Consider the following 16,657-nt stretch of genomic DNA (forward strand, 5'->3'; position numbering starts at 1 on the left):
CCGGGCAGTCGAACATCGCCCGGGCCTGCCGACGACTGGCCGCCAACCCTGACCACGCGGTCGACCTGGTCCTGAACGCATGAAACTGCAGGTCACAGCCCCGGAAGTCAACAACTACGGCACCCTGGGTACGACCCCATCCCAGCAAGATCAACTTACTGAGAAAACCTCATTGATCCGTGACGAGTAACTACGCCCCTGGAAGGGAGCGATTCCATGGCTGACTTTGTCCGGCTTGATCCACCAGTCATCGGTGAAATCGTTGCCATCTGCAACACCATGCTCGCCGAACTGGTTGCAGCGAGCGAGATCGGCGACAGACTCAGCCAGACCCACGGCTTCGGCGACTTCGAATCCGCCAAACAACTCGCTGCCGGCTACGCCCGGAAAGGCGCAGGCACCCCCGAGTCCGCACGTGAGCGGATCGATCAGTTCATCGAAAACCTCACAGCTCTCCGAGATGCCTTCTCCTCCGGCGGCGCCGACTTCCTCGATGCCAACTCCGAGTGGGCGCAACGACTCAACACAATGGGGACTGAGTCAGCCTTCTAAGCTCGCCGAATCGTTCTTTGCTGCCGTAATAACCGTGGTAAACAACGATTCAGCGCGGCAACGCGCCTGTGTTAGCCTGCTCTCCTAGCAGCGGATCGGGGGGTCGCGTGGGCAGGTGGAGACGTGTCGCGGGGAGCGTGGGACTCGTCGTCGGAATGACTTTTGCGACGGCGTGTGGGTCGGGAAGTGCAGCGACCGGACCTGACGAACCTGCAGAGGCGGCAACCTCGACGACGCGCACGCCGAGAGTGGTCGATGACTCGGGCCGTCCGCAGATCACTTTCGATCCGTGCCTCGACATCCCGGATGAACTTCTCATCGAGGCGGGGTACGACCCGAAGAGCGAGGAAGTCACCGACTATCCGATGGGTAGCTATACCTTCTTGAGCTGCCGCTACAGGGGCACACTCCACATTCCTGGAGTTCTTCGTCGCTACGGACTTAGCGTCCTGTCGGGCAATGTCAGCATTGAAGAAGAACTCGCAAAGAACGGTCATGTCGCAAGAGAGGCCAATATCGGAGGCCGACGAGCATTGGTCGAAATCGATCCGGACCTCCAAGACACATGCGCGTACGTACTTCAGACAAATTTCGGGATCGTCATACTCAGCAGGAGTTACAACGCTGACCATAACCGCCGGGTCCCTGAGGCGGAGTGGTGCGCAAACTTTGAGACGGCAGTTTCAATGATCGAGCCGCTCATCAAGGACTGACTCATCCTTACATATCCGGAAGGAAGAATGACCAGTGATCGAGTATAGCCGTCTTGAGCCCCACGTCATCGGTGAGATCACCGCCATCTGCAAGACGATGCTTGATGAGCTCGACATCGCAAGAGAAATAGCTCAAGATCTACGTAGGACTGAGGGATTCGGCGACTTCGAATCCGCCAAACAACTCGCTGCCGGCTACGCCCGGAAGGGCGCAGGGACCCCCGAGTCCGCACGTGAGCGGATCGATCAGTTCATCGAAAACCTCACAGCCCTGAGGGATGCCTTCGCCTCCGGCGGGCAGGCGTTCATCGACGCGAATTCCGACTGGGCACAGCGTCTCCGCGCGATGGAGGAGCAGAGTTTTCCACAGGCGTCCGCTCTATCCACAGATCCGGCGTCCGGATAGTTTTCGGAGCGGTGACACCGTAACCGTGCGGCAGGATCTCGCTCATGAGAGATCCGGTGGCGCTGACCAGAGAATCGCTCGCTGCAAAGGGAATATCCGAGCATCTGCTGCGTAAGGCGGTGCGGGATGGAAGCGTGGTGAAGATCGGTCGCGGGATGTACTTGCGTCGAACGGATTTCGAGGAACTCGGACCCGTCGGCCAACATCGAGTGCGGGCAAGGTGCATCGGCATGGCTCTTCCGGAAGGCGAAGCCATCAGCCATATTTCGGCTGCGACCCTGCATGGCCTCGATGTCTGGAGCACTCCGCTGCAACGCATCCACGTTTCCCGTCCACGCGACAGGGCCGGCCGCGTCACCTCCGAACTCCACACCCACACCACAGACCTCGACGACGACGTCGTACGGCATCAACGGGTGGCCGTCACTTCCATTGCCCGGACCGTCGTCGATTTGGCACGAACGCTGCCGCGACCACAGGCCGTTGTCGTCGGCGATTCCGCACTCCGCCTTGCCCCTGGTACGCAGGCTCGAATCCCCCAGGTTCTCGCTGCCTCGCGAAGCAAGCACGGAATCCTCAGCGCGAAGACCGTTCTCGCCTTCCTGGACGGTCGGAGTGAGAGCGTCGGCGAATCACTGTCGCGGGTACGGATGAGCGAGTACGGCCTACCCCTCCCTGATCTGCAACACGAGGTCGTCACTCTCGACGGCCGCCGCTACCGCGTCGACTTCTTCTGGGAGGAGTACGGGGTGGTCGGAGAGTTCGATGGTGCACTGAAGTACACGGAACGCCACCACCTCGTCGCCGAGAAGGATCGCGAGGATGCGATACGCGACCTCGGGCTCGAAGTCATCCGCTGGAACTGGACCGAGCTCGACCATTTCGAGGTCGTCGTGCACCGATTCGAACGCGCCGTCGAGCGGTATCGACGCAAACAACTGAAACCGGCTCGCTGAATCGTTCTTCACGCCCGTTACGACAGACGTGAAGAACCATTCAGCGCGTGATGAACTACCCGAAGGGATCGGGCAAGCTGTCGGCGACACCGCCATTCGTACTCCGCGCCTTTACAGGTGAGGCCCCGGCTTCCACAGCGCCCTCGTACCTCAGCTCACCTGCACGTCGTCTTCGGTGATGAGGAAACTCATCAGATCTGCGCCGACCGTCAGCGGTCCGTCGTAACTTTCGCGGGTCCGCTCGACGAGTGTCTCTTCCGAAATTCCGGGAACCCGACCCGGGATTCCGTTGACGATGTGGCTGTAGACGGCCATCTTCGGCTGGGTTTGCTCGAATATCTCGCCGGCCTGTTTGGGGTTGGTGTGGTGGGCGTAGACGCTCGGAAGCGCAGACGGATCTTCGAAGTCGGCTACCTCGTGGACGAGGACGTCAACGCCCTCGCCGTAGGTCAGGACGTTCTCGGTAGGGACTGTGTCGCCACTGATGAGGGCAGATCTGCCCGCGTAGTCGATCCGGTAGCCGACGGCAGGCTCGATGGCACCGGCCGGATCGTGCTGCACGGTGAACATGGTGACCTTGACACCGTCGCGGTCGAAAATCACTCCGTCGGCGGCGAATTCCCGGGCCACGATCTTCGTCGTCTCGCGGTCGACTTCCTTGTCGGCGACACGTACGTCTATGTCGCTGCGGAAAGTGTCGGCCAGACCCGCGCCGATGTGCTCGACGCCCACCGGTCCGTAGAGGTCGAAGGTTCCCTCCCTGCCACCCAGAGCGGGGATGAATCCGCTCAGCCACAGATCGGAAAGTCCGTTGATGTGGTCCGAGTGGAAATGCGTGAGGAACGTACCGTCGATTTGCCCCATCGGCACACCGGCCTGGGTTAAGCGGATCGACGCTCCTCGCCCGGCATCGAACACCAGATCTAGTCCGTTGGCCTGCACGAGGGTGGAATTGCCGAAGCGCTACGTGCTCGGTACGGGACTGCCCGTCCCGAGTAGCGTGACCCGCATTTCGTTTGCGGCAGGCGGTTCGGCGGCGGGATGTGTCGCGCCGGACTCGGTGTCCTGACCATGGGCGGCATTCGACGCGCACCCTGCGGTCGCGATACTCAATGCACTGATCAGGGCAACTGCTGCATTGCGCCCGGCGCGTGGTCGAGACAGCCGTCGGTTCATTTCCGCTCCACTCTTCGCCGGCGACCTCGTACGCATTGCGTACACAGTAAACACAAAGCGTACCGATTGTGACGGACGTCACCCTGCGAATCAAGCCGGATGCGAGTGCACCGGAGGCCCTATTGTCGCCCTCATGGCCGAATCCGACTTCCTCCAGACCACGCGACAGGGTTACGACGCCACCGCGACCGAGTACGCCGAACGCTTCCATCGGCACCTCGATGACAAGCCACTGGACCGGGCTGTTCTCATCGGATTCGGCGGTCTGGTCTCTGCCTCCGAAGAACACCCCGTCGTCGATGTCGGCGCTGGAACCGGTTGCGTCACGGAGATACTCAACGGCCTCGGTGTACCGACCTACGGCATCGACCTGTCGCCGGGGATGGTCGCCGAGGCACGCCGGATCAATCCCGCCCTTCGTTTCGAGGTGGGTTCGATGACGAGCCTGGACGTCGAGACAGGCACTGTCGCGGGTGTCGTGGCGTGGTACTCGACCATCCACATCCCGGACGATCACCTCGACGCGGTCTTCACAGAATTCGCCCGCGTTCTCGTCCCCGGCGGTCACCTACTGGTGGCCTTCCAGGTGGGCGACACTCCACGCCACCTGACCGACGCATTCGGCCACGCTGTGTCCCTCACCTTCCAGCGCAGACAGCCGGAGGAAGTTGCCGCCCGCCTCGAACGCGCCGGCTTCACGATGCGGGCCAGGATCCTGCGTGAGCGGGACGACGACGGATTCGAATCGACACCGCAGGCATTTCTGATCGCGAGCGCGGCAGGAACTCGCGGCGACTGACAACACCGTCACCCCTGGTCACGCGGATCTTCTCGACTTCACTCGTGGAACATTTGCGACTAGGATGGATCCTTACCCGAAGATCCGTTTCGAAGGGAGCACTCCAACGTCTACGCCTGCTCAGCCCTCAGCTTTTCTCGACCCCGTGACGCCGTCCGCCGGGGTCGCGTCAATTCTCACCCCGGTACGGGACCAACCGCAGCACGTGGTCTGGGACGAAGATCGATTCGCCCTTCCCATCACCACGACCACGCCGCACAAGGCGATGGTCGAGGATTTGCTGTTCGTTCGCCGCGTCCTGGATGCCGCGGGCATTTCCTACGTACTCGTCCGCGACGACGACGGCCGCCCGGTTCTCGCTGTGGACTGGAGCGACCGTAAGTCACTGCAGTCGAGCCTGGCGTCCGCGTGCGCGGAACAGCCGTTCTATTCGAAGACCGTCGGCGCCAAAGGTGTTCGCCCCGTTCTTGTCGCGGACGGACGGCTGTCACGCGTGAGCAAGGCACGCGCGTTCCGGCTGTATCGCCCGCGTGTGGAACCGGCGACCGGCCTACGGTACGGCGCGTCGAACGGTATCGGAATCGAGTTGTGGCGCCGGCGTGGCAACCAGATGGTCCTTCCCGGAGTCAACGCGCTGACGCGCACGACCGTGCCGAGCGACGAGCTCGAGTTCACCACCGTCGAAATGTACGGGCGCAGCTGGCCGAGCATCGAGGGCATGTTCGATGTGCATCCGTCGGATGTACCGTTCGAGATCGATTTGATCTTCTCCTGGGTGGACGGTTCGTCGAAGGCGTTTCAGGCCAAACGGGCCAAGCTGATGCAGACGTACGTAGTGGGCGAGGGTGACGATTCCGCCGCACGCTACCGGCAGATCAACGAACTCAAGTACGCACTCCGATCCGTACACATGTATGCCCCGTGGGTACGGCGAATCTTCGTCGCGACCGACTCGGATCGACCCGAGTGGCTTGCCGACGACGACCGTGTCACGTTCGTCCGAAGCGAGGAGTTCTTCACCGATCGATCGGTGCTGCCGACCCACAATTCGCAGGCGGTCGAAGCGCAACTGCATCACATTCCGGGACTGTCGGAGCACTTCATCTATTCCAACGACGACATGTTCTTCGGTCGCGCAGTGAGCCCACTGGTGTTCTTCTCCCCCGCCGGGATCAGCAAGTTCATCGAGGCCGACACGCGTATCGGGCTCGGCCGAAACCACACCGAACGCAGTGGGTTCGAGAACTCGGCCCGCGTCAATCGGCAGTTGCTGAGGGAACGTTTCGGGGTGACGATCACTCGTCATCTAGAACATGCGCCGGCGCCGCTGCGCAAGAGCATCGTCTCGGAGATGGAGCGGGAGTTCGCCGACGAGTTCGCCGCGACCGCAGGAAGTCCGTTCCGTGCGGTCGACAACATCTCGGTGACGAACTCCTTCTACCACTACTACGCGTTGCTGACCGGACGCGCCGTGCCGCAGACGTCGGCTCGCGTGAAGTACGTCGACACCACGGCGAGGTCGGGTCTGCGGGAACTCGACACCCTGCTGGCGAAGCGGAAGATGGACTTCTTCTGCCTCAACGACGGCAGCAATCCCGAGGTCGACCTCGAACTGCGCACCGCGAAGGTGACGCAGTTCCTGGAGCGGTACTACCCGATTCCTGCTCCGTGGGAGACCGACTTCCCCGGCTGATCCGCCCGATCAGACGCTGAGCGCGAGGTCCGGGTTCTCCGGGATCCGGACCCCCGCGTCTGCGAGGCGCTGCACGGTTTCTTCCGCGGTGACGTGCCGGCCGGCGGTGGCATAGCTGCCGGTGGGCACCACCGAATGCACGATCGTGTCGGGATAGACGTGCACGAGGTTGAACCCCTGGGCACCGTCGCGGCCGCGCTGTGCGCCGATCGAAACGTTGAGGTCCTGGGTGTAGCAGGTGGACGACGCCACCGACACCGGAATCCCCGCGAACGTCGCGGTGGTCGAGTAGTGCAGGTGCCCGGCGAGGACCGCGCGGACGTCGGATCCGCGCAGAACGTCGGCGAGCCCGCGCTGATCTCGGAGCTCGACGAGCACCGCGAGGTCGAAGACGCACGGCACGGGCGGATGGTGCAGCGCCAGAACCGTTCCGAAGGGTGCGGGAACCTGGAGTTCGGCGGCGAGCCAGTCGAGTTGCTCGGGCGCGATTTCACCGTGGTGGAACCCGGGAACGGAACTGTCGAGGGTGATGATGCGGAGCCCGTTCACGTCGTAGACGTGGTCGACCGGCGCAGCGTCAGGAGCTTGATCGAGGAGATGCTCCCTGAATGCGCCGCGGTCGTCGTGGTTGCCCATCGCCCAGATGAGCTGGGAACCGAGTTCCTGCGCGATGGGTTCGACGATCGCGCGCAGCTTGATGTACGCATCGGCCTGGCCCCGGTCGGCGAGGTCGCCGGTGAAGATCACGGCATCGGGCCGGACGCCGGATGCGCGGACATCCTCGACGACCTGCCGGATGTGCGCATCGCTGTCGACCGTGCCGTAGAGCAACTCGTCCCCACCGACGAGGTGGGTGTCGCTGATGTGCAGGAGAGTGTGCGACGGTTTGGGATATTCGGCTTCTCGGTTGGTTCCGGCGAAGCTGCCCATGATCTCTCGCTTCCGTTCGGCGACGCGCTGGGGATACCGTCATTCTCGACGGTAGCCACCTCTGTTCTACGTCTCCAGCACGTCTACGCGGATACCTTCGGGAAACCGGTATGCAAACTCGCGGTGACCTGCGAGAACGCGAAGTGGAATAAATCGTGTGTTCCGACTCACAGCGTGTCGTATCCGGCGAGCCGAGGCAGCGTACAGCGTGTCGGTATCGTTCGATCTAATCTGCGAACGTTCGCATCCATATCGAGAAAGGCCTGCCGTGTACGTCATCACCAACCGCATCGAGGTTCCCTCCGACACCGCCGAGGCGTTCGAGAAGGTCTTCGTCGACAGCATGCGCACGACTCTCGACGGGGTGCCGGGCCTGAACCGGACCGCGCTGCTCCGCCCGGAGGCCGACGGCCTGCCGTACCTGTCCACGATGGAGTTCGACAGCAAGGACGATTTCCTCGCCTGGCTGCGGTCCGATTCCTTCAAGGCCGCGCACTCGGACGATCAGGCGCCGGGCATGCAGGCTCCGTCGGCCGTCGAGCAGCACACCATGATCGAGGACATCGTCTTCGAGAAGTAGCCGCACACATGCCGGTGCACCAGAGATCTCTGGTGGGCACCGGCATGTCCGGTTCGGAAGCTCTACACCGCGACCGGCTGCCGCTCGGCCACCACGGAGACCACGGGCGGCTCCGGCTGCGGCGCTCGGGTAACCAGCGCGACCGTCACGTAGGCGGCGAGCGAAACGATCGCGGCGAGGAATGTGGTCCAACCGTCGACTTCGGCGGTGACCAGAGTGTTCGGGATGTACAGCAAGGTGTTGTCGACGCCGTAGATCGTCGGAGTGAGCACGAAGAACCCAATGCGCACGGCGATGCCGCCCACGGCGGCTGCTGCCACGGCGCGTCCGTCCCCGCGCTTCCAGAACAGTCCGAGAATGAACGGCACCACCAGCGAGGCGAGTAGCAGGTCGAAGGTGAGGGTGAGCAGGATGCCGGTTTGCGGCACCCGAAGTGCCACGATCGCGCCGAACGCGGCCATGGGGAGCATCAGGAGCCGGGTGACCTTCATGACGTCCGGCGACATTCCGGCGTGTTCACCGCCGACGCGGAACAGGTTGCGCACCAGCACCGTTGCGGTGGAGAGCAGCACACCGCTGATGGTGGTGAGCGACGCCATGACCAATCCGGACAGCACGAGAATCGACAGCCATTGCGGGGTGTACTCGCCGAGCAGCACGTACAGGATCGGGCCGTCGACCGCGCGGTCGCCGACGATGGTGACTGCGGCCAGCGCTACGAACGACAGCGGGACGCACAGCACGAGGATGCCGGTCGCGGCGGAGAAGCAGGCGCGCTGCGCGGCGTGCGGGCTCTTCGCCGAGAACACGCGCTGCATGAGATCGATGGCGACGATGTTGCCCAGACCGAGCGCGATCAGCGTGGCCCAGTTGATCGCGGCGCCTTGCGCCGGGTCGGTGAGCTGACCGAAGCCGCCGATGCCGAGCCCGTCGGGGGCGGAGAAACCGGGTCCGAATGCCACCCACACCAGGAGCGAGATGATGCCGACGGCCATCACGGCGAACTGGACCATCCCGGTGTAGACGCTGGCGAACATGCCCCCGGCCATTGTGTAGGCCAGCACGAACGGGATGAGAACGAGCACTGCGACTGTGTAGTCGAGGCCGATGAAGTATTCGAGCAGGTAGCCGAGTGCGACGAGGTTGCCGGCGAGCAGGATGCCGAAGCTGCCGACGGTGAGGACCGCGGCGGTGATCTCGGTACCGCGGCCGAACCGCTGCGCGAAGTACTCCGGCAGCGTGACGACCCCGGTGGCCCGCAGCTTCTTCGCGAAGAACAGGCCGATGAGCAGAACACTGAGCGCGACACCGAGCGGCATCGCCGCCCCGGCCCAGAACCCGAATCCGGCGGCGAGGTCGGCGCTGCCGAGGGTGGCGTTGGAATCGATGACCTGCGACATGAGCAGGACCGCGAGGATCGGCGCCCCGAGGGAACGCCCGGCCAGCAGGAAGTTTCCCGCTTCGCCCCGGACCTTACGGGTGGAATAGAAACCGGCGCCGACGAGGACGGCGAGGCAGACAGCTACACCGGTGATGATCATGGCAACTCCAGTTGAGTGGATCAGACGACGGGAGCGCTGCATTGGGCTTCGCGTCCGAGCGATCGGGGAGGACGAGCATTGTCGGGAAGAGGGTCGCGGCGCGTCATGCGCCGCCGGCCTCCCACCGCCCTCGCTCCTGGGCGAAGGCCACGGATTGGACGGCCCGGAACGCGTCGATGGATTCGGTGTTGCGCGAGAGGAACTTACGGTGTTCCGCGAGCGAGAAGGTGCTCTCGGTGATGTCCACTCCACCGCCGCGACCGGCGGCGAGGTCGGCGCGCAGGTCGAGCAGTTCTTCGGGGTCGACCGGGTACCATGAGATCCGATCGAAAAACCTTAGCAGCCATGGGGTTCCGTTCTCGAACGGTCCCGCCGACTGGGAGTGCCGGTGATTCCACACCTGGGTGGTGCGTCCGACGAATTGATACCCGCCCGGGCCTTCCATCCCGTAGATGCACAGGTACGCGCCGCCGATGCCGACGGCGTTCTCCGGGGTCCACGTGCGGGCCGGGTTGTACTTGGTGGTGACGAGCCGGTGCCGCGGGTCGAGCGGGGTGGCCACCGGCGCACCGAGGTACACGTCACCGAGACCGAGCACCATGTACTCGGCGGCGAAGACGGTGTCGAACACATCAGCGACGGTGTCCAGGCCGTTCATCCGCCGGATGAATTCGATGTTCCACGGGCACCACGGGGCGTCGGAGCGCACGCCGTGCATGTAGCGCTGGATCGCTTCGCGGGTGGCGGGGTCGTCCCACGACAGGGGCAGTCGCACCTCGCGGCTGGCGACCTCGAGTTCGTCGCTGTCGCCGATGGTGTCTTCGACCTCGGCGAGCAGGCCGAGCAGCGTCGGGACGGACAGCACGTCGGGGTCGACTTTGACCTGCAGTGACCGGATACCGGGGGTGAGTTCGAGGAGTCCGCGGGGCCGGTCGGTGTCGAGCCGCTGGTGCAGCGCGTGCACCCGTGCGCGCAGCGCCAGGTCGAGGGTCATGTCGCCGTATTCGACGAGGACGTTGTCGTCGCCGCTGCGGCGGTAGGTGACCGGCGTGTGGCCGTCGCGGCGGGCGATCACCCCGTCGTCGCCGTCTCCGCCCGCGGAATTGACCAGCGACAGTCCGGCGCGGCGCGCGACACCGAGTTCGCGACGCGATGCGGCCTGTCCACCGCGGACGGGCACGAACCGCACGGTGTTGCCCGGCGCGAGCTGGCCGAGCTTCCAGCGGTCGGCGGCGGCCACGGTCACCGGGCACACGAAGCCGCCGAGGCTCGGGCCGTCGGGTCCGAGCAGGATCGGGGTGTCGCCGGTGAAGTCGAGTGCGCCCACCGAGTACGCGTTGTCGTGGATGTTGGACGGGTGCAGGCCGGCTTCGCCACCGTCGGCGCGGGCCCACTGCGGTTTGGGTCCGATCAGGCGCACGCCGGTGCGGTCGGAGTTGAAATGCACCTCGTAGTCGGTGGCGTACAGGGTGTCGATGTCGGTGCGGGTGAAGAACTCCGGCGCGCCGTGGGGTCCCTCGGTGACCGCGATTTCCCAGCGGGTACCCAATGCCGGAACATGTTCGGCGGGAACAGGTGTCGGGGTGCGGGTGCCGAGATCACCGACGACGAGCACGTCGCTCTCACGCAGGGTGCGTCCCTCGTGACCACCGAAGGTGCCCAGTGTGAACGTGGAGGCACTGCCGAGGAATTCGGGGATGTCGAGGCCACCGCGGACGAGCACGTAGGCGCGCAGACCCGGTCCGGCTACGGTGCCGATATCGAGCAGGCCACCGGCGGGCACCGTCACCGGCCGCCACTGCGGCACCACCACACCGTCGACCCGCACGGAGACCGGTGCGCCCGTCACACACACCTCCGCGCTGTCGGTGAAGCGCAATGCGGGACCGGCCATCGTGGTTTCGAGCCCGGGGGTGCCTTCGTCGTTGCCGAGTGCGACGTTGCCCAGGCGGAACGAGAGGTCGTCCATCGGCCCGGACGGCGGCACTCCGATCTGCCAGTATCCGACGCGCCCGGGATAGTCCTGGACGGTGGTGAGCATTCCGGGTCGCTCGACGGTGATCTTCGTGGTCATGGGTGTCTCACCGCTCCTCGGGGCGTGTGACGATCATCCGCACCGGGGTGGGATCGAAACCGTTGCACGGGTTGTTGATCTGCGGGCAGTTCGAGACGAGCACGAGTACGTCGCGGTCGGCCCGGATCGCGAGTCGCTTGCCGGGGGCGGACAGACCGTCGACGATGCCGAGCGTGCCGTCCGCCTCGACGGGAACGTTCATGAAGAAGTTGATGTTGGACACCAGATCTCGTTTGCCGAGTCCCCACTGGGCGCCTTCGATGAGGAAGTTCTCGACGCAGGCGTGCTGATGCCTGGTGTGGTGGCCGTAGCGCAGCGTGTTCGATTCCTGCGAGCAGGCACCGCCGACGGTGTCATGGCTGCCGACTTCGTCGCCGACGAGGGTCATCAGCGGCGCACCGTCGGCGTCGCGCAGTACCGACCCGGTGGTGAGGAACAGGTTGGCCTGGGCGGTGATCGTCGCGGCGGCGCTGTAGCGCGAGGAGTGGTCGTGTGCGTCGTAGATCAGGGTGTCGACGGCCTGGTTGCCGTGCAGGTCGACGATGGTGAGCACGTCACCGGCGGCGACGATCGCCGACCACGGTCCGCGCGGAGCGGCGATCTCGTCGCGCACGACGGCGCCGGGAACGAGCGCCGGGGCATCGAGGGTGGCGGTCATGTCAGTTCTCCGTTCCGGAAGAGGCGGCAGCCCAGGCGTCTTCGGTGTTGAGCACGGCCCGGTGATATTCGGGGTCGGTGTTCGGCAGGGCGTCGAGGTCGGCGGGTGCCTGCCACGCGAGGATCTCGACCGTGGAGGTCGCGAACTCGGGATCCGGGTCGAGGGGATGCGCGGTATTCGCGACCAGCACGATGACCGGCAGGTGGAAGAGCAGTTCGACGAACGTGTCGGGACCGGCGGTGCCCGTGCTGGTGAGGGTGCCGTCGTCTGCGACACGCACGCCGTGGAAGAAGGACAGCGACGGCGGCAGGTCGCGCGGCATCAGATCGTGTTTGGCGGCGGCGACGGTGAACAGTTCCCGTCCTGCCGGAGAGTGCGAGTGCAGTTCCCCGGCACCGTACTTCGCGGTGTTCCCCGCGCAATGGGTCGTGCCGCAGAGGGCGTCGTGCTTCCCGGACGTATCGGCGACGACGGTAGCGAGGACGCGTCCCTGATCCGACAAGAGTGGGTGTCCGACCCCGAGGTAGGCCTGCCAGGGAACCTTCACCGTATCGGCCACATTGAGTCGCTCGTGTGGTGCGTCGGCCCGGAAGACCAGCAGGTGGGCACACGCGGCGCCGTGCAGGTCGCGGAGACGCAGCCGGGTGCCGCGGGCCAGGGCCTTGCTGGTGTAGCGGCCACCGGGCACGGTTTCGGCCAAGGTCATCGACGCGGCGCGGCCGCCTGGCGGGGTGGGCCACGCGGTGGCAGGCACGATCGGCATGGAGTCTGTGACGGTGCCGGCCTGGGCCCTGGCATGCGCGCGGGCGGCGTGCGTGGTGGCGGTCGCGAGAATCTCGGTCATGGCGCTCCGGTTCGTGACGGGCGGGAAACTGTCGAGTGACAGTTTTCAGACCGCGCATCTTCTCCGGATGACCCCGGAGTAACGACTCCGTGACCGATGTTTCGAGCGGATGACCAGACCCTCACGCACCGAACCGGGAGGGCGACAAGCATTGTCGCTGTGCGATGGTGAAGAGGTGACCCAAGCCGGACCCGGCCGCCCCCGTCTGCGCGAACCGCGCCGCCCGGGCGCAACCGCACGCGCCGAAATCCTCGATGCCGCGGCAGAGCTGTTCACCACGCGCGGATTTGCGCCGACGTCCACGCGGCTGATCGCCGATGCCGTCGGCGTCCGTCAGGCCTCGCTCTACAACCACTTCACGACGAAGAGCGACATCCTCGTGGCGCTGCTCGAAGACACGGTGGATCCGACGCTGGAGTTCGTCGACACCCTCGACGACGCCACACCCCCGACCGTGCGGTTGTGCGCGCTCGCGTGGTTCGACGCCGCACAGTTGTGCGCCGGTCGCTGGAATCTCGGAGCGCTCTACACCCTGCCCGAGCTACGCGAGGATCGCTTCGCGCCGTTCCGCAACGCACGCGAGCAGCTGGCTCGGCGCTATCGCGCGCTGGCGGTGGAGGTGCTGGGCACCGACGATCCGCGCGCCGGCCTGCCGTTCCGGCTCGTGGAGTCGGTCATCGGGATCCGCGCCGACGACGAAGACCTCGACCCGCACCTTCCCGAGGTGCTGGCAATCGCGGCGCTACGAGTGCTCGGCCGGACGACCGACATCGACATTCTCGATCGGGCCCACGCTCTCGTCGTGGGCGCTCCCGGTGAGGCGTCGGAAATCCGTCCCCGGTGCCCGTAGAGAGTTCCAGGACACCGGGGTGCGGATAGTAAGGGATCGGGTCAGCGGCCCTTGTCTCAGCGGCCCGTATCCGTCTCGTCGGCCGGGGTGCGGTCGGCGCCCTCGAGCACGTTCACCTCACGCTTGTCGCTACCCCAGCCGACATGGGCCTCGGCGCGCATCGTGTCGACCATATCCGGGTAGTGAAGCTCGAACGCCGGACGCTCGGACCGGATCCGCGGCAACTCGTAGAAGTTGTGCCGCGGCGGCGGGCACGTGGTGGCCCACTCGAGCGAGTTGCCGTAACCCCACGGGTCGTCGACCGTGACGACCTGGCCGAACCGGTAGCTCTTGAAGACGTTCCACAGGAACGGCAGCGTCGACGCACCGACGACGAACGCGCCGATCGTCGAGATCGTGTTCAGGGTGGTGAAGCCGTCCGACGGCAGGTAGTCGGCGTAGCGACGGGGCATGCCCTCGTTACCGAGCCAGTGCTGCACCAGGAACGTGGTGTGGAAACCGGTGAAGGTGAGCCAGAAGTGCCACCTGCCGAGCCGCTCGTCCAACATCCGGCCCGTCATCTTCGGGAACCAGAAGTAGATGCCCGCGTAGGTGGCGAACACGATGGTGCCGAACAGCACGTAGTGGAAGTGCGCGACGACGAAGTAGGTGTCGTGCACGTGGAAGTCCAGCGGCGGGCTCGCGAGGATGACGCCGGTCAGGCCGCCGAAGAGGAACGTGATGATGAAGCCGACGGCAAACAGCATCGGCGTCTCGAACGTCAACTGCCCGCGCCACATGGTGCCGATCCAGTTGAAGAACTTCACGCCGGTGGGTACCGCGATCAGGAAGGTCATGAAGGAGAAGTACGGCAGCAGCACCGCGCCGGTGGCGTACATGTGGTGGGCCCACACGGCCATGGAGAGGGCGCCGATGGCGATCGTGGCGTACACGAGGCCGCTGTAGCCGAAGATCGGCTTGCGGCTGAAGACCGGGAAGATCTCCGAGACGATGCCGAAGAACGGCAGCGCGATGACGTACACCTCGGGGTGACCGAAGAACCAGAACAGGTGCTGGTAGAGCAACACTCCACCGGTGGCCGGGTCGTAGATGTTCCCCTGCAGAACGCGGTCGACCAGGGCGCCCATGAACGCTGCGGCGAGCAGCGGGAAGATCAGCAGTACCAGGATCATCGTGATGAAGATGTTCCAGGTGAAGATCGGCATCCGGAACATCGTCATGCCGGGGGCACGCAGGCACACCACGGTGGTGATCATGTTGACGCCGCCGAGAATGGTGCCGAGGCCCATGACCACCAGGCCGCCGAACCACAGGTTTCCGCCGATGCCGGGACTGTGGATGTCGTCCGCGAGCGGCATGTACGAGGTCCAGCCGAAGTCGGGAGCACCGCCGGGAGTGACCAGGCTGAAGATCACGACGAGTGCGCCGAACAGGAACAGCCAGTAACTGAACGCGTTCAGACGCGGGAAGGCGACGTCGGGCGCGCCGATCTGCAACGGCAGGATGTAGTTCGCGAAACCGAACACCACGGGCGTGGCATACATCAGCAGCATGGCGCCGCCGTGCATGGTGAACAGCTGGTTGTACTGCTCGTTCGACAGGAACTGCAGGCCCGGGACCGCGAGTTCGGTACGAATCAGCAGCGCCATCAGCCCGGCCACCAGGAAGAAGGTGAAGGAGGTGACAATGTACATGATCCCGAGAGTCTTGGGATCGGTAGTGGTGAGCAGCCGGTAGAGCACCGACCCTTTGCGCGCATAGCGCGGCGGATAGGGCCGTACCGCCGGTACGTCGGTTACTACCGGGTTCATCGGACCTCCTCGAGGCGACGCACTGAAGCGACTTGCGTTCCCCACGACGCGCACCCGGGCGCATCGCGACGAAACACGGGTGCCCTGAGACTATTCCCTAAGCCCGCTCTGCGCGAGGTATTCATCTGCTTGTCGCCCCGGCACGTCGCAGACCTGTGCGGGCGCGGCCGTCGGGCCGTGCACCGCGCTCGTCGGGTTGCGCCCACATCGCCCGATCATCGGACAAGTGTCCAGGCCGCTTTCTAGTATCCGTCCATGAACATCGCGGTGGTTGTGGGCGGGGCATCCGGGATCGGATGGGCGACGGCAGCACTTCTGCACGCGCGCGGCGCGAGCGTGGTGATCGCGGACCTCGACTTTGCGGCAGCCCAGCAGCGTGCGGCCGACCTCGGGGAGCGGGCACGCGCGTGTGAAGTCGACGTGACCGACGAGAGCTCCGTCGAGGCGCTGTTCGCCGGCGTCGTCGCGCAGGAGGGCCCGCCCGGGACAGTGGTCGAGTGCGCCGGGGTCTCGGTTCCCGGAGCGATCACCGACCTCGACCTCGCCGGCTGGAAGGGAACGCTCGACGTGTGCCTGACCGGAGCCTTCCTGGTGATGAAGCACGCGGGGCGGGTGCTGCAGGACGGTGGAAGCATCACGACGATCGCCTCGCTCAACGGCCGTCAACCGGCGCGGGGCATGGCCTCGTACTGTGCGGCGAAGGCAGGAGTCCTCATGCTCACCGAGGTCGCCGCGCTCGAACTGGGCGTCCGGGGAATCCGCGTCAACGCGGTCTCCCCCGGGCTGGTCGACACCCCGATGACCGCGGGCGTCGGGCTGGTCCCGGGTCTGCGCGAGGACTATCTGGAAAACATGCCCCTCGGCCGTGCCGGGCGCCCGGAGGAAGTCGCCGAGGTAGTGGCGTTCCTCGCGTCGGATGCCGCGTCCTGGATGACCGGTGCGACGATCGATCTCAACGGGGGTGCGCACACCCGCAGGTACCCCGATCTCCTTGCGCACATCGCCGCAATGGCCCCTGACCAGCACTGATCCACCTTCGGCGCCGGCATGTGTACAAATCTTGCAACGTGTTCT

Annotated in this window: 15 protein-coding genes and 1 pseudogene; 9 read left to right on the forward strand and 7 right to left on the reverse strand. The window is 65.2% G+C overall.

From position 1 onward, the window contains the following. Window positions 1–216: 216 nt before the first annotated feature. The 4 genes from Q8814_RS04280 to Q8814_RS04295 all read left to right on the forward strand — a co-directional run bounded on the left by Q8814_RS04280 (window position 217) and on the right by Q8814_RS04295 (window position 2,627). Window positions 217–552 (forward strand): hypothetical protein, encoded by a 336-nt coding sequence (locus Q8814_RS04280; RefSeq protein ID WP_330150775.1) that lies wholly within the window; start codon window positions 217–219, stop codon window positions 550–552. Between the two features lie 137 nt (window positions 553–689). After that, complete coding sequence (locus tag Q8814_RS04285) at window positions 690–1,265, forward strand: DUF3558 domain-containing protein (protein WP_330150776.1); 576 nt, start codon at window positions 690–692, stop codon at window positions 1,263–1,265. Between the two features lie 34 nt (window positions 1,266–1,299). Continuing rightward, entirely contained in the window at window positions 1,300–1,671 is a 372-nt protein-coding gene (locus Q8814_RS04290; RefSeq protein WP_330150777.1) for a hypothetical protein, read from the forward strand. 230 nt (window positions 1,672–1,901) lie between these two features. Beyond that, window positions 1,902–2,627 carry a hypothetical protein gene (locus Q8814_RS04295; RefSeq protein WP_330150778.1) on the forward strand — a complete coding sequence of 242 codons (726 nt, stop codon included), beginning with the start codon at window positions 1,902–1,904 and terminating at the stop codon, window positions 2,625–2,627. Window positions 2,628–2,777: 150 nt separating this feature from the next. On the opposite strand, the pseudogene Q8814_RS04300 reads toward Q8814_RS04295, so the two are convergent. Next, window positions 2,778–3,575 (reverse strand): annotated as a pseudogene (locus Q8814_RS04300) (MBL fold metallo-hydrolase); the annotation flags it as partial. A gap of 361 nt (window positions 3,576–3,936) precedes the next feature. Here Q8814_RS04300 and Q8814_RS04305 point away from each other — a divergent pair. Beyond that, complete coding sequence (locus tag Q8814_RS04305) at window positions 3,937–4,602, forward strand: class I SAM-dependent DNA methyltransferase (protein ID WP_330150779.1); 666 nt, start codon at window positions 3,937–3,939, stop codon at window positions 4,600–4,602. Window positions 4,603–4,867: 265 nt separating this feature from the next. Beyond that, window positions 4,868–6,295, forward strand: a complete 1,428-nt coding sequence (locus tag Q8814_RS04310; protein WP_330150812.1) for a stealth family protein — start codon at window positions 4,868–4,870, stop codon at window positions 6,293–6,295. 9 nt (window positions 6,296–6,304) lie between these two features. Here the strand turns inward: Q8814_RS04310 and Q8814_RS04315 are convergent, their stop codons facing one another. Then, complete coding sequence (locus tag Q8814_RS04315; RefSeq protein ID WP_330150780.1) at window positions 6,305–7,225, reverse strand: phosphodiesterase; 921 nt, start codon at window positions 7,223–7,225, stop codon at window positions 6,305–6,307. Between the two features lie 268 nt (window positions 7,226–7,493). On the opposite strand from Q8814_RS04315, the gene Q8814_RS04320 reads away from it, so the two are divergent. After that, window positions 7,494–7,805, forward strand: coding sequence for an antibiotic biosynthesis monooxygenase family protein (locus tag Q8814_RS04320; protein ID WP_330150781.1), 312 nt, complete (start codon window positions 7,494–7,496; stop codon window positions 7,803–7,805). A 62-nt stretch (window positions 7,806–7,867) separates the two neighbouring features. On the opposite strand, the gene Q8814_RS04325 is transcribed toward Q8814_RS04320, so the two are convergent. The 4 genes from Q8814_RS04325 to Q8814_RS04340 all read right to left on the reverse strand — a co-directional run bounded on the left by Q8814_RS04325 (window position 7,868) and on the right by Q8814_RS04340 (window position 12,922). Continuing rightward, entirely contained in the window at window positions 7,868–9,346 is a 1,479-nt protein-coding gene (locus Q8814_RS04325; RefSeq protein ID WP_330150782.1) for a sodium:solute symporter family protein, read from the reverse strand. A 103-nt stretch (window positions 9,347–9,449) separates the two neighbouring features. Next, window positions 9,450–11,420: a 5-oxoprolinase/urea amidolyase family protein gene (locus Q8814_RS04330; RefSeq protein ID WP_330150783.1), complete on the reverse strand. Its 1,971-nt coding sequence runs from the start codon at window positions 11,418–11,420 to the stop codon at window positions 9,450–9,452. Between the two features lie 7 nt (window positions 11,421–11,427). Further along, window positions 11,428–12,078: an urea amidolyase associated protein UAAP2 gene (locus tag Q8814_RS04335; RefSeq protein WP_330150784.1), complete on the reverse strand. Its 651-nt coding sequence runs from the start codon at window positions 12,076–12,078 to the stop codon at window positions 11,428–11,430. 1 nt (window position 12,079) lies between these two features. Beyond that, window positions 12,080–12,922, reverse strand: coding sequence for an urea amidolyase associated protein UAAP1 (locus tag Q8814_RS04340; RefSeq protein ID WP_330150785.1), 843 nt, complete (start codon window positions 12,920–12,922; stop codon window positions 12,080–12,082). A 175-nt stretch (window positions 12,923–13,097) separates the two neighbouring features. Here Q8814_RS04340 and Q8814_RS04345 point away from each other — a divergent pair, with 175 nt between their 5' ends. Next, window positions 13,098–13,772, forward strand: coding sequence for a TetR/AcrR family transcriptional regulator (locus Q8814_RS04345; RefSeq protein WP_330150786.1), 675 nt, complete (start codon window positions 13,098–13,100; stop codon window positions 13,770–13,772). A gap of 56 nt (window positions 13,773–13,828) precedes the next feature. Here Q8814_RS04345 and ctaD read toward each other — a convergent pair whose 3' ends face one another. Continuing rightward, window positions 13,829–15,583: an aa3-type cytochrome oxidase subunit I gene (gene ctaD, locus Q8814_RS04350; protein WP_330150787.1), complete on the reverse strand. Its 1,755-nt coding sequence runs from the start codon at window positions 15,581–15,583 to the stop codon at window positions 13,829–13,831. 255 nt (window positions 15,584–15,838) lie between these two features. On the opposite strand from ctaD, the gene Q8814_RS04355 reads away from it, so the two are divergent. After that, window positions 15,839–16,612, forward strand: coding sequence for an SDR family NAD(P)-dependent oxidoreductase (locus Q8814_RS04355; RefSeq protein ID WP_330150788.1), 774 nt, complete (start codon window positions 15,839–15,841; stop codon window positions 16,610–16,612). The last annotated feature ends 45 nt before the right edge of the window (window positions 16,613–16,657 follow it).

Source organism: Rhodococcus chondri (assembly GCF_036327435.1).
Lineage (GTDB): Bacteria > Actinomycetota > Actinomycetes > Mycobacteriales > Mycobacteriaceae > Rhodococcus > Rhodococcus chondri.